This window comes from Mesorhizobium sp. C120A (genome assembly GCF_030323105.1).
GTDB lineage: Bacteria > Pseudomonadota > Alphaproteobacteria > Rhizobiales > Rhizobiaceae > Mesorhizobium.
Genome location: NZ_CP100476.1, coordinates 344,785 through 357,558, shown reverse-complemented (window position 1 = coordinate 357,558; position 12,774 = coordinate 344,785). Strand labels below are relative to the sequence as shown.

Annotated in this window: 11 protein-coding genes; 3 read left to right on the top strand and 8 right to left on the bottom strand. The window is 63.5% G+C overall.

The window, feature by feature from the left end; genetic code table 11:
- Nucleotides 1-14: 14 nt before the first annotated feature.
- Complete coding sequence (locus NL532_RS01655; protein ID WP_023829358.1) at nt 15-2,645, top strand: caspase family protein; 2,631 nt, start codon at nt 15-17, stop codon at nt 2,643-2,645.
- A 144-nt stretch (nt 2,646-2,789) separates the two neighbouring features.
- Nucleotides 2,790-5,261 (top strand): DNA topoisomerase (ATP-hydrolyzing) subunit B, encoded by a 2,472-nt coding sequence (gyrB, locus tag NL532_RS01650; protein WP_023732636.1) that lies wholly within the window; start codon nt 2,790-2,792, stop codon nt 5,259-5,261.
- 36 nt (nt 5,262-5,297) lie between these two features.
- Here gyrB and NL532_RS01645 read toward each other — a convergent pair whose 3' ends face one another.
- Both NL532_RS01645 and NL532_RS01640 read right to left on the bottom strand, forming a co-directional pair.
- Nucleotides 5,298-5,741 carry a hypothetical protein gene (locus tag NL532_RS01645; RefSeq protein WP_023829359.1) on the bottom strand — a complete coding sequence of 148 codons (444 nt, stop codon included), beginning with the start codon at nt 5,739-5,741 and terminating at the stop codon, nt 5,298-5,300.
- Nucleotides 5,665-6,711: a hypothetical protein gene (locus NL532_RS01640; RefSeq protein ID WP_245270311.1), complete on the bottom strand. Its 1,047-nt coding sequence runs from the start codon at nt 6,709-6,711 to the stop codon at nt 5,665-5,667. The genes NL532_RS01645 and NL532_RS01640 overlap by 77 nt, the downstream gene beginning before the upstream one ends.
- A gap of 331 nt (nt 6,712-7,042) precedes the next feature.
- Here NL532_RS01640 and NL532_RS01635 point away from each other — a divergent pair, with 331 nt between their 5' ends.
- On the top strand, nt 7,043-7,960 hold the full coding sequence (locus NL532_RS01635) for a membrane protein (protein WP_023829361.1): 918 nt from the start codon (nt 7,043-7,045) through the stop codon (nt 7,958-7,960).
- Between the two features lie 92 nt (nt 7,961-8,052).
- On the opposite strand, the gene NL532_RS01630 is transcribed toward NL532_RS01635, so the two are convergent.
- From NL532_RS01630 to NL532_RS01605, 6 genes are all read right to left on the bottom strand, one after another.
- On the bottom strand, nt 8,053-9,450 hold the full coding sequence (locus NL532_RS01630) for an NAD(P)(+) transhydrogenase (Re/Si-specific) subunit beta (RefSeq protein ID WP_023671337.1): 1,398 nt from the start codon (nt 9,448-9,450) through the stop codon (nt 8,053-8,055).
- 6 nt (nt 9,451-9,456) lie between these two features.
- Nucleotides 9,457-9,882, bottom strand: a complete 426-nt coding sequence (locus NL532_RS01625; protein WP_032891560.1) for an NAD(P) transhydrogenase subunit alpha part 2 — start codon at nt 9,880-9,882, stop codon at nt 9,457-9,459.
- Entirely contained in the window at nt 9,882-11,159 is a 1,278-nt protein-coding gene (locus tag NL532_RS01620; protein ID WP_023695932.1) for a Re/Si-specific NAD(P)(+) transhydrogenase subunit alpha, read from the bottom strand. Before NL532_RS01620 ends, NL532_RS01625 begins: the two co-directional genes overlap by 1 nt.
- A 101-nt stretch (nt 11,160-11,260) precedes the next feature.
- Nucleotides 11,261-11,485 carry an aa3-type cytochrome c oxidase subunit IV gene (locus NL532_RS01615; protein WP_023671340.1) on the bottom strand — a complete coding sequence of 75 codons (225 nt, stop codon included), beginning with the start codon at nt 11,483-11,485 and terminating at the stop codon, nt 11,261-11,263.
- Nucleotides 11,486-11,650: 165 nt separating this feature from the next.
- Nucleotides 11,651-11,800: a DUF3096 domain-containing protein gene (locus NL532_RS01610; protein WP_023829362.1), complete on the bottom strand. Its 150-nt coding sequence runs from the start codon at nt 11,798-11,800 to the stop codon at nt 11,651-11,653.
- 99 nt (nt 11,801-11,899) lie between these two features.
- Nucleotides 11,900-12,670, bottom strand: coding sequence for an N-acyl amino acid synthase FeeM domain-containing protein (locus NL532_RS01605; protein ID WP_023683521.1), 771 nt, complete (start codon nt 12,668-12,670; stop codon nt 11,900-11,902).
- Between the last annotated feature and the right edge of the window lie 104 nt (nt 12,671-12,774).

The following is a 12,774-nucleotide window of genomic DNA, read 5'->3' as shown; positions in this document are numbered from 1 at the left end:
GGGGGCGGTTCGATTTGCGCCTGTTGTTTGCCTTGCTGTTGATGCTTGCGACCACCGCCACAGCGGTGGCGGAGCGGCGCGTGGCGTTGGTCATTGCCGAGGACGACTACCGGCTGGTGCGGCCGCTGGCCAATCCTGTCAATGACGGCGAGGTGATGGAAGTGGCGCTGAAGAAGCTCGGCTTCGAAGTCGTGCTTGAGACCAATCGTGATCTCAGGCGCATGCGCCGGGCTCTCGACGATTTTCGCGAGGACGCCAAGGGCGCCGACGTGGCGCTGGTGTATTTCTCCGGCCATGGCGTCGAAATCTCCGGCGACAACCGGCTGCTGCCGGTCGACGCCGATGCCTCCTCGCTCGACCAGCTGGAAAAGACCAGCCTGCCGCTGGAGGAGGTGCGCGACGCCGTGACAGCCACCGCCAAGGTCGGGCTGATCGTGCTCGACGCCTGCCGCAGCGATCCGTTTGCGGGCGGCAGCGGCGACGGACGCGGCGCGACATCGCTGATCAAGGATCTGGTGGACAAGATCAAGCCGGGTCTCGGGCGCATCGGCAAGGCGGAAAATATCCTGTTCGCCTTTTCGGCGGCGCCCGGCGAGACGGCGGCTGATGGAAGCGGCGCGAATTCGCCCTTCACGGCGGCGCTGACCAAATATCTCGGCACCGACGGGCTCGAAATCCGCTCGGTGCTGACGCTGGTGCAGCAGGAGGTCTACGACCTTTCGCGCGGGAAACAGCTGCCCTACGTCGAGAGCGGGCTGCCGAAGCTGTTCTTCGCCTCGGCGGCCAAGGAACAATTGCCGGAGCGCGAGCGGCTGCTGCTTGCCATGGCCGATGTGACGCCGGAAATGCGCGGCGCGGTCGAGCGTGTCGCCAGCGATGCCGACATGCCGCTGGCGCCGCTCTATGGCGCGCTGATCAGTTCCGACACCAGCCATCTCTCCGGCGAAAGCCTGGACGCCAAGCTGCGCGAGGCCGCCGACGCCTTCGTCAAGGTGCGCGGCGAGATGAAGACGCTGGCCGCCGACGACCCGCAGGTGACCGAACTGCGCCGCCAGGCCGAGGAACAGTTGGCGCTCGGCGCTTTCGATGGTGCACGCGTGATCCTCGCCAAGGCCGCCGACGTCGACAATGTCTCGCGCCAGGCGTTGAAGGCCAATTTCGTCAGCCGCACCCTGTCCGAAGCCGCGACGCGATTTCTCTCGGGCGGCGCGGCGCGTGCCACCCTGGACTATGCAACCGCCATCAAGGACTATGAAACGGTGCTGGCGCTCTATGGCGAAGCCGGGCAGACCTCGCTCAGCCTGGAACAGGCCGACCGCCAAAGCCGCACGCTGGAAGAGCTCGGCATCCTCTACACAACGGTCGGCAACACCGACGCCGCCGGCCGCGCCTTTGCGGCGCTGGTCGCCAATCTTGAGCAGCGAGCGCGCCAGGAAACCGATCCGAGCGTCAAGCGCGACCTGGCCATCGGCCATATCAAGTTCGCCAACATCAAGATGGCGCAAGGCGATCTGCCGGCCTCCCTGCAAAACTATGAGGCGGCCAGGGACATGTTGCAGGGCCTGACCACAGACGTGCCGGACAAGAAGGACTGGCTCGGCGATCTCGCCATGGCCAATGACAAGATCGGCAATGTGCTGGCCACGCAAGGCGACCTGGGTGCGGCAGCCCAGGCCTACCACCAAAGCCTGTCCATCAAGCAGCAATTGGCCGATGCCGAGCCGAACAGCGTCTATCTGCTGCGCGACCTGACCATTACCTACGACGAAATCGGCGGCCTTGCCCGCACCGCCGGCCAGCTGGATGGCGCCCAGACTGCATTCGAAGAGAGCCTGAGAATTCGGCTGGCGCTGGCGCAAAACAACCCGGACGACCCCAGGCACCAGCGCGCCGTCTCCGTCAGCTACACAAGGATCGGCGACGTTCTGCGCGAGCGTGGCGACGCTGCGGGCGCGCTCGACGCCTACAACAAGAGCCAAATAATCGCCGAAGCGCTGGTGCGCCGCGACTCAAACGACACCGATTTGAAGCGCGACCTGTCGGTCGGTTACGCCAAGATCGGCAATGCTTACGGCGACCAGAAGGACTGGCCACTCGCGTTGGAGGCCTACCAGCAAGCGCTGGCCACGGCGCGAGACCTTGCCGCAAGCGACCCAGGCAACACCGACTGGCAGCGCGACCTATCGGTCTGTCTGGAAAAAATTGCCGGCGTGTTTGATGCCCAGGGCAATATCGCCGGTGCTTTGCAGAACTATCAGGACAGTCTCGTCATTGCCGACCGATTGGCAAAGCTCGACCCGGGCAATTCCGACTGGCAGCGCGACCTGTCGATCACGTTCGAGGAAATAGGCCTGCTGGAGACCAAGCAGCGCCACTATGAGGGCTCGAAGAAGGCCTTCGAAGCCAGCCTGGCCATCCGCCAGCGGTTGGCCCTGTCCGATCCGGACAATGCGATCTGGCAATTCGATCTGGTACAGGCCTACATCAACTATGCCTATGTGGCGAAGAATCCGAAGGCTGTGTTGTCGCAGGCGCTAGACCTGACGCTGGAGCTTGACCGCACAGGCAAACTGGCGCCGAGGGACAAACCCACGATCAAATATCTGCGCCGACTTCTGGCCAAATTGAAAGCCGCGAAAAAATAGCCGGCTGCCAGCTCGGGATTCAGCCCTGAAATCCCCGCAAACCTTGGAAAAATCGCCTTTTGCGCCTATATCTAGGACATCAAAGCGGCGTGATTCGAAGCCATTTTTCGCGCTGAGCATGCGGCATCAATCAGACAGGTTTTCATGAGCGATCAAAGCGACAACGCCAACGGCGCTGAGGCCGAATACGGCGCCGATTCCATCAAGGTTTTGAAGGGGTTGGACGCTGTCCGCAAGCGGCCGGGCATGTATATCGGCGACACCGATGACGGCTCGGGCCTGCATCACATGGTCTATGAGGTGGTCGACAACGCCATCGACGAGGCGCTGGCCGGCCATGCCGATCTGGTCACGGTGACGCTCAATCCCGACGGTTCGGTCACCGTTATCGACAATGGCCGCGGGATTCCGACCGATATTCACACTGGCGAAGGCATTTCGGCGGCCGAAGTGATCATGACGCAGCTGCATGCCGGCGGCAAATTCGACCAGAATTCCTACAAGGTGTCTGGCGGCCTGCACGGCGTCGGCGTCTCGGTGGTCAACGCGTTGTCGGCCTGGCTGAAGCTGAAAATCCGCCGCAACGGCCAGATTTTCGAGATGAGCTTCACGCATGGCAATGCCGATGCGCCGCTCAAGGCGACCGGCAGCTATGAGCAGAACAAGCAGCCCGGCACCTATGAGGGCCGCAGCGGTTCCGAGATCACCTTCTTTCCGTCGTCCGAAACCTTCACCATGGTCGAGTTCGACTTCGGCACGCTGGAGCACCGGCTGCGCGAACTCGCCTTCCTGAATTCCGGCGTACGCATCATTTTGACCGATGCCCGCCATGCCGATCTCGTGCGCCACGAACTGCACTATGATGGCGGCCTGGAAGAGTTCGTCAAATATCTCGACCGGGTCAAGAAACCGCTGATCGACAAGCCGATCGCCATCAAGGCCGAGCGCGACGGCATCACCGTCGAAGTGGCGATGTGGTGGAACGACAGCTACCACGAGAACGTGCTGGCCTTCACCAACAACATCCCGCAGCGCGATGGCGGCACCCATCTGGCCGGCTTCCGTGGCGCGCTGACGCGCCAGATCACCGGCTATGGCGAATCGTCGGGCCTGACCAAGAAGGAAAAGGTGGCGCTGATCGGCGACGACTGCCGCGAAGGCCTGACGGCGGTGCTGTCGGTCAAAGTGCCCGACCCGAAATTCTCCTCGCAGACCAAGGACAAGCTGGTCTCGTCAGAGGTGCGGCCCGTGGTCGAAGGCCTGGTCAACGAGGCGCTTGGCACATGGCTGGAAGAACACCCGACCGAGGGCAAGGTGGTCATCGACAAGGTGATCCAGGCGGCCGCGGCGCGTGAAGCCGCGCGCAAGGCCCGCGACATCACCCGCAAAAGCTCGCTCGGCGTCACCTCTCTGCCCGGCAAGCTTGCCGACTGCCAGGAACGCGACCCGGCGAAATCCGAAATCTTCATCGTCGAGGGTGACTCGGCCGGCGGCTCCGCCAAGGGCGGCCGTTCGCGCCAGAACCAGGCGATCCTGCCGTTGCGCGGCAAGATCCTCAATGTCGAGCGCGCCCGCTTCGACCGCATGCTCGGCTCCGAGATGATCGGCACGCTGATCACCGCGCTCGGCACCTCGATCGGCAAGGACGAGTTCAACGCCGACAAATTGCGCTACCACAAGATCATCCTGATGACCGACGCCGACGTCGACGGCGCCCATATCAGGACCTTGCTGCTCACCTTCTTCTTCCGCCAGATGCCGGAGCTGATCGAGCGTGGCCATCTCTACATCGCCCAGCCGCCGCTCTACAAAGTGACGCGCGGCAAGAGCTCGCAATACATCAAGGACGAGAGCGCCTTCGAGGAATTCCTGATCGGCTCGGGGCTGGAAGAGGCTTCGCTGACGCTTGCCTCCGGCGAGGCGCGGGCCGGACAGGATCTGCGCGGCTCGATCGATGATGCACTGGCAGTACGCCAGCTCATCAACGGGCTGCATACGCGCTACAACAGGGGTGTGGTCGAACAGGCGGCGATCGCCGGCGCGCTCAATGCCGACGTGTTGAACGATCTCGGCCGCGCCAACGCCATGGCCGAGCGCGTCGCCCAGCGCCTCGACATCATTGCCGAAGACACCGAGCGCGGCTGGACCGGCCGGCTGTCGACCTCCAATGAGGGCGTCGGCGGCTACGTGTTCGAACGCACGGTGCGCAGCGTCAAGGAATTCGCGCAGCTCGATGCCGGGCTGATAAATTCGGCCGACGCACGCCAGCTCGACCGCTATGCCCCGCGCCTCATGGAAGTCTATGGCGAGCCGCCGGTGCTGCGCCGCAAGGATGTCTCCGAAGTCATTTCGGGGCCGCTGGCGCTGCTCAACGCGGTGTTTGCGACCGGCCGCAAGGGCCTGACCATGCAGCGCTACAAGGGCCTCGGCGAGATGAATGCCGAACAGCTCTGGGAAACCACGCTCGACCCGAATGTGCGCTCGCTGCTGCAGGTCAAGGTGAATGACGCCACCGATGCTGACAGCTTGTTCTCGCGGCTGATGGGCGACGAGGTCGAGCCGCGGCGCGAATTCATCCAGGACAACGCGCTGTCGGTGGCCAATCTGGACATTTGATGGCTGGGGGCCTTGCCGCCGGAGCTCCACTCCGGGTCAGGCCTTTGGCTCCAGCTTCCGACCAAGGTCCACCGCGTCGCGCAGCACTTGCAGATGCGAGCGCGGCGCGGTGCCCGCCGGCAGGGCGATTTCGACGCCGTTTGCCGTCGATGACCAATAAAGCGTGTGGGTGAAGATACGGCCAAGTGAGCTGCGAAGCTCGACCTGGATGTTCTCCACACCGGGGCCGAAATTTTCCGTCATCGGACCGGAAATCGGATCGCCTGTCGCCCAGCCATTGCCGCGGTCGTAGACGTTCGTCCAGCGCGTTGCCGCAAACACCGCGCCATGATGCACCGCGCGCTGCGCCTTGCCTGCTTGGCTGTGTCCTTCCTGGTAAAGCACGGTGCCGCCGGCGCGCCCGTCATCGGCAATCGGCGGGCAGGCCGAGAACAGGCGCTCGGCAAGGCCACGCCTGAATTCCGCGAGATTGTAGGTCACCAGGAATTCGCTGTGGGAGAGCGGACTGCCAAGCGTGACGAAATCGCTGATCTTCCAGGGCAGCGGGTGGTCGGCGTCCGCGCCGGAACCCGGCGAGGTCTTCAAGATTGTTTGGCCACGCTGACCCATCAGAGCCGAGCGTTGCCTTGTCGATGGCCTCGACCGCCGCCAGTTTGGCCTTGTCGCGGACCGCTTCCAGCCTTCGCGGCCGGAACTCGGCCCACAAGATCTGCAGCAGATCATAGGCGATGATCGATCCCAGGCTGTGCGAGACCAGCACGATGCGATCGTAAGCGTCGTCCTTCATCAGCGTCTTGAGCAGCGTCAGGCCGCGGTCGCGGATCAGCGCGCGCTTCTCGATCGTTCCGGCCTCGGCGCGCACATAAGCGGCGACGTCGCCGAAATAGGGCAGGGCGAACTGATCCACCGCCCAGATGACAAAAGAAGCGAGGGCGGTGATCATCAGGCCGGTCGTCGAGGTAACGGCCTGTTGCCAGACCGATGTTGCCAGCACGAGTGCTGCGCCCAGAATGACGATAACGATCAGAAGTGTGGCGAAGTAAAGCTTGCGGGCGTCGAGCGGAATGTCGGCGGGCTTGCGCCACAACAGGTTCGTCACCCAGGCGGCCAGCCGGCCGCGCGTCGTGCCTTGCGTGATGTCGGCCCAATAAAGCTCGTAGAAATCGGTACGGCGGCCATCGACGTCGTAGGGCGTGGTGATGCGGCGCAGTTCGTGTGACTTGGTCCGGCTGTCGGGCGTGATCCAGCTCTGGTTGATCGTGGCGCCGGAAACGGCCGGATCAGGGATGCGGGCGTAAGGCGGAGCACGGGTGGGGTGGCTGCTCCAGACCGCCTGGACGAAGCCGCGCAGCGTACCCATCGGCCGCTGCTCGCCCATGCCGTGCACGATCACCACCGCCTGGCCGGGCTGCGCCTTTTTGTAAGCCAGCGATGCGACAGTCTTGGGCATCAGCGTCTCCGTTGACGACATCCGACGGCGGGATCGCTCATGCTACCCCCGGCTCACCGAGCCAACAATACACGGCAGCCCATGTGGAACTCCGTGAACCAATCCACAGTTTCGCAGTCGTGCCTCGGGCCGCGCGGAAAATAGTTCCGTTCCCGGCAAGCAAATCATTTCATTGCCCTTCGGAACGGAAATCGCTCAGGAACATTGTGACGACATCGATCAATTTCTCGCAGGGAGGCTCTTTATGGGACGCGGTATTTTGCTCTGGTTGCTCGGTATTCCGATCCCGATCATCATTCTCATCATGCTGTTCGTACGGTAGGAGGCGTCGATGCAGTCCACCGTATCGGCTGTCGACGTATCCGCCTCAACAGAATCCTCCGCCCCGGCCGTCAGCTGGGGTCCGATCATCGCCGGCGCCTTCGCGGCCTCGACGCTGACCTTCATCCTCATGCTGCTCGGTTCGGGGCTGGGGCTGACCATGGTCTCGCCGTGGTCCGGCGCCAGTGCCTCGCTGACCACCTTCGCGGTGTCCGGCGCCATCTGGCTCATCATCGTGCAATGGCTGTCCTCCGGGGTCGGTGGCTATCTTGCCGGACGCCTGCGCACCAAATGGGTCGGCATCCACACCGATGAGGTCTATTTCCGCGACACCGCGCACGGCCTCCTCGCCTGGGCGCTGGCGACATTGCTGGTCGTCGGCATTCTCGGGTCGGCGCTGTCGGCAGTGCTTGGTTCAGGCGTGCAGGCGGCTTCTACTGTTGCCTCGGGCGCCGCCATGGGTGCTTCGGCCGGCGCGTCCGCCAATGCCGGCAGCGCACCGGCCGACAATGCGACGTCCTATCTTGTGGATACGCTGTTCCGTCCGGCTGATGCCGCCAAGCTCGCGGCGGCCAATCCGGACAGCGATGCGGCTGCGGCCGGGCAGGCTTCGCGCATCCTCGTCGCCAGTGCGGCGGCAGGCGAAATTTCGGCTGACGACAAGACCTATCTGTCGCAGCTGGTCGCCGCCCGCACCGGGCTTTCCGAGGCTGACGCCAAGGCGCGTGTCGACGCCCTGGTGGCCAGGGTCGAGGACGCCAAGGTCAAGGCCAAGCAGGCCGCCGACGCCGCACGGAAAGGCAGCGCCACCTTCGCACTGCTTGGCGCCCTGTCGCTGGTTATCGGCGCCTTCATCGCCAGCGCTGCGGCAGCACTGGGCGGCAGGCAGCGCGACGACGAGGAAGCGGTTTTCCTGACCAGCCGCTGAACCGGTCTTCAACATCAAAAAGCCCGGTCGAAACGGGCTTTTTTGTTTCCGATGATGGACCGACAACCTTCCAGTGGAAGGTTGCGGCGGGGTCAGTGATCCATGGCCTTGACGATTTCCTCGGTCATCTTCTTGGCGTCGCCGAGCAGCATCATGGTGCCGTCCTTGTAGAACAGCGTGTTGTCGATGCCGGCGTAGCCCGAGCCGAGCGAGCGCTTGACGAACAGGCAGGTGCGGGCCTTGTCGACGTCGAGGATCGGCATACCGTAGATCGGCGACGACTTGTCGTCGCGGGCGGACGGATTGGTGACGTCATTGGCGCCGATGACATAGGCGACATCGGCCTGCGCGAACTCGGAGTTGATATCTTCCAGTTCGAACACTTCGTCATAGGGAACATTGGCTTCGGCGAGCAGCACGTTCATGTGGCCCGGCATGCGGCCTGCCACGGGGTGGATGGCGTATTTGACGTCGACGCCATTGGCCTTGAGCTTATCGGCCATTTCGCGCAGCGCGTGCTGGGCCTGGGCGACCGCCATGCCGTAGCCCGGCACGATGATGACCTTCTGTGCGTTCATCATCAGATAGGCGGCGTCGTCGGCCGAGCCCTGCTTGACCGTGCGTTCGATGCCGTCATCGGCAACCGCCGCGGTCTCGCCGCCGAAGCCGCCGAGGATGACCGAGATGAACGACCGGTTCATGCCCTTGCACATGATGTAGGACAGGATGGCGCCGGACGAGCCGACCAGCGCGCCGGTGATGATCAACGCCAGATTGCCAAGCGTGAAGCCGAGTGCCGCGGCGGCCCAGCCGGAATAAGAATTCAGCATCGAGACGACGACCGGCATGTCGGCGCCGCCGATCGGGATGATCAAGAGGACGCCGAGCGCCAGCGACGCCGCGACGATCAGCCAGAACACCAGCTTGGCCTCGGTGGTGACCAGAAGCACGATCAGCACGATCAGCGCGATGCCGAGGACCGCGTTGATGATGTGACGGCCGCCGATCATGATCGGCTTGCCCGACATACGGCCATCGAGCTTGAGGAAGGCGATGACGGAGCCGGTGAAAGTGATGGCGCCGATGGCAACGCCAAGGCTCATCTCGATCAGCGCCTGGGCGTGGATGTCGCCATTGGTGCCGATGCCGAAACTTTCCGGCGCGTAGATGGCGGCTGCCGCTACCATGACGGCGGCAAGGCCGACCAGCGAGTGGAAGGCGGCGACCAGCTGCGGCATCGACGTCATGGCGATGCGGCGCGCTGTAACGGCGCCGACGCCGCCGCCGATGGCCAGACCAAGCACGATCAGGCCGAAGCGCCCGGCGGACGGAGTCGCCAGCGCCAGCGTGGTGGCAATGGCAATGCCCATGCCGATCATGCCGTAGAGATTGCCTTGGCGGCTGGTGGTCGGATGCGACAGGCCGCGCAGCGCCATGATGAACAGGACGCCGGAGACCAGGTAGAGGAAGGACGCGAAGTTGGCGTTCATGGCTCTCTACCGGTCCTTCTTCTTGTACATGGCCAGCATGCGCTGGGTGACCAGGAAGCCGCCAAAGATGTTGACCGAGACCAGCATCAGCGCGACGAAGCCGAAGCCGGTGGCAATGCCGGAGGCCGAGATGCCGACGGCCAGCAGCGCGCCGACGACGATGACCGAGGAGATGGCGTTGGTGACCGCCATCAGCGGCGTGTGCAGCGCCGGCGTCACCGACCAGACGACGTAGTATCCGACGAAGATCGCAAGTACGAAGATGGCGAAGCGGAAGACGAAGGGATCGATGGCGCCGCCGGACAGTGCGTGCGCGGCATCGCCCGCCGCATCGACGCCACCGGGCGCGTTGGCCAGGTTCTGCACAGCCAGCCGGACGGCGGCACTTGCCTGGTCGAGCTGATCGAGGGCTTTCTGCAAGGTCTGATCCATCACGCGATCCCCTTCGGCTTGGCGGCGGACTTGCCGGCAGTGGCTTTGTCGGACGCCTTTTTCGGTGCAGCCTTCTTCGGCGTGGCATCAGCCACCATGGTCTCGGCCGGAATGGCCGCCGGTTCGATATGGGGCTGTTCCGCCGCCTTGGCGAAGGCCGGATGCACCACGCGGCCAGCGTCGGTCAGCATCGTCGCCTTAACCAGATCGTCTTCGCGGTTGATGGCGAGCGTCTTGCTGGTCTTGTCGACCAGCGTCTCGAGGAAGGCGAACAGGTTCCTGGCGTAGAGCAGCGAGGCCGATGCGGCGACGCGGCCGGGCACGTTGAGGTGGCCGACGATCTTAACGTTGTTGGCCGTCGTCACCACCTGACCCGCAACCGCGCCTTCGACATTGCCGCCGCGCTCGACGGCGAGGTCGACGATCACCGAACCCGGCTTCATCGAGGCGACCATCGCCGCCGACACCAGCTTCGGCGCCGGCCGGCCGGGGATCAGCGCCGTGGTGATGACGATGTCCTGCTTGGCGATGTGCTCAGCGGTGAGCGCTGCCTGCTTCGCCTGGTACTCCTTCGACATTTCCTTGGCGTAGCCGCCGGCGGTCTCGGCCGCCTTGAACTCCTCGTCCTCGACGGCGAGGAACTTTGCGCCAAGCGACGCCACCTGTTCCTTGGCGGCGGGACGAACGTCCGTGGCGGTGACGACAGCGCCGAGACGGCGCGCCGTGGCGATCGCCTGCAGGCCGGCAACGCCGACGCCCATGATGAAGATCTTCGCCGCCGGCACGGTGCCGGCCGCAGTCATCATCATCGGCAGCGCGCGGTCATACTCCGATGCGCCGTCAATCACGGCCTGGTAGCCGGCGAGATTGGCCTGCGACGACAGCACATCCATCGACTGGGCGCGGGTGATGCGCGGCATGAATTCCATCGAGAAGGCGGTGACCCCAGCCTCGGCAAGCGCCGCGACCGCGGCATCATTGCCGTAGGGATCCATGATGGCGATGACCGCCGCACCCGATTTGTAGCCCTTCAGCTCGGCGTCGGTCGGCCGGCGCACCTTCAGCACCACATCCGCCCGGCTCGCATCCGAAGCCTTGCCGATCGCGGCACCCGCCTTGGCGAACTCCTCATCGGGAATGCGCGACTTGGTGCCTGCGCCCGTCTCGACGGTGACGTCGAAGCCCAGCGCCGCCAGCCGCTTCACGGTATCGGGCGAGGCCGCGACACGAGGCTCGCTGGCATCGAGCTCGCGAGGGATGAAAACCGTCTGTCCCACCGCATGATCCTTTCGGCTGGAACCTGTTTGCGCAAGAGTGCGGCTTTGCGAAAGAGTGCGGCCGGATGTCCGGCTACGCCCTTGGCAAGGGTCTGAAGAGACTATCGGAGAATGAAGGCGCCGAGGGCGAGGATCAGCACGAACAGGATGGTCGCGGAGAAGAAGCCGCCTGCGAAGAAGCCGAAAGCCATGGCCAGGAGCAGGGCGCCGCAGAACAGCGAGCCGTATTTGGCCAGCGCCAGAAAGCCATGATAGGTGCGGTCATGTTCGGCATAGTCCATCTTCGCGCCCAGTTCGACAGGACCGGTCGGCGTGTGATCAGCCATAGGAATACCCCTTCGAAGACATCTTTGAGGCACATAGCGAAAAGCCAGGCCAAGAGCAATGGCGCTATTGCCGCACGACCAGCGACAACAGCCTCAAAGAATGTTGAAAGCCGGCGGTATGGGCTCTTGTCGCCGGCCTAGCGTCGAACGTTAAGGGTTTGCGCTTCAACCGGCCAGATGCGGAAACAGCCCGAGCAGCCCAATGACGATCAGATAGAGCGCGACGATGTAGTTGAGCAGCCGCCGCATCACCAGGATCAGCACGCCGGCAATCAGCGAGATCAGCGGGGTAAGCGCGAGCTCGGGAATATGCATGTCGGTTCCTTTCTATGGCCGCGTCGGCGTCATCCAGAACGCGGAAGCGGCGGGAAAGCTCCAGAGCTCGCGTGCCAAATTGCGCAGGCTTCAGTGGTGTCAGGCGGCTTCGCGGAAAAACTTGGCGGTGGGCAGGATGGTTAGCGGTGCGAGTTCGCCGCTCTTGGGGCGTTGGAAGAGCATGCGCTGCTCGAACGCCGTGGAGTTGAAGAACGGGAAGCGATCCAGCGTCGCCTGCATGTTTTCGGAGCACTTCGACTGGAACAGATGCACGGGAACGGTGAGACCGGGATAGATGCGGGGGGGCACCGCCTGCTCGGAACGGAAGATGCGATGATAGAAGCCGGCATGCTCTTCCTTGACCGCCGTCAGGCAATATGTCGGTTTGAAGTGGCTGCAAGCTACGACCGCAAGCCTGAGCGTCACGTAGGGCAGCACGCGCAGGCTGGTCGACCACTCGATATCGGCAGCGAAACGGCTTGGATCGACGAACGTCTCGCCAACTGCCAGCCGCCGCGCCAGCGTGTCGCCGAACACGGCCGTGCTGGGGGAAACAGGGTATTTCGCGCAGGCGTAGTGGATTCTGATGGTGCTGACCAGAACACCATCGAAGAACACGCCAAATCGGTAGGAATTGCGCAGATCGTCGAAGTCGTCCTTTACCATACGCGAGGCATCGGGCTTCACCATGCCAGCATGAAGGTAGGATTTGTAGCGAAGTCGATAGATGGCTTCCAAATCCTCGGCACCGTCGCAAAGGCGATACTCGACGTGCTCCAGGACGTCCATGATATGACGAGAAAACACCGAAGGAGACTGAGCGGTGGCCCTAGAAGCCACCAGAGGCATACCTGCTAGCTGAGTTTCCATTGTTACCCTCGTGCCGTCGCAACTAAACCATACCGGACGACCGAATGAACAAGAAGATGAAACTCTAATCGTCTGTGTTTACCGAATATTAACGTTAACAATAG

What these genes read in the sequence shown, in the direction of transcription:
- gyrB (WP_023732636.1), top strand. Translation starts at nt 2,790, where the DNA reads ATGAGCGATCAAAGCGACAACGCCAACGGCGCTGAGGCCGAATACGGC.
- NL532_RS01640 (WP_245270311.1), bottom strand. Translation starts at nt 6,711, where the DNA reads ATGCCCAAGACTGTCGCATCGCTGGCTTACAAAAAGGCGCAGCCCGGC.
- NL532_RS01635 (WP_023829361.1), top strand. Translation starts at nt 7,043, where the DNA reads ATGCAGTCCACCGTATCGGCTGTCGACGTATCCGCCTCAACAGAATCC.
- NL532_RS01630 (WP_023671337.1), bottom strand. Translation starts at nt 9,450, where the DNA reads ATGAACGCCAACTTCGCGTCCTTCCTCTACCTGGTCTCCGGCGTCCTG.
- NL532_RS01625 (WP_032891560.1), bottom strand. Translation starts at nt 9,882, where the DNA reads ATGGATCAGACCTTGCAGAAAGCCCTCGATCAGCTCGACCAGGCAAGT.
- NL532_RS01615 (WP_023671340.1), bottom strand. Translation starts at nt 11,485, where the DNA reads ATGGCTGATCACACGCCGACCGGTCCTGTCGAACTGGGCGCGAAGATG.
- NL532_RS01610 (WP_023829362.1), bottom strand. Translation starts at nt 11,800, where the DNA reads ATGCATATTCCCGAGCTCGCGCTTACCCCGCTGATCTCGCTGATTGCC.
- NL532_RS01605 (WP_023683521.1), bottom strand. Translation starts at nt 12,670, where the DNA reads ATGGAAACTCAGCTAGCAGGTATGCCTCTGGTGGCTTCTAGGGCCACC.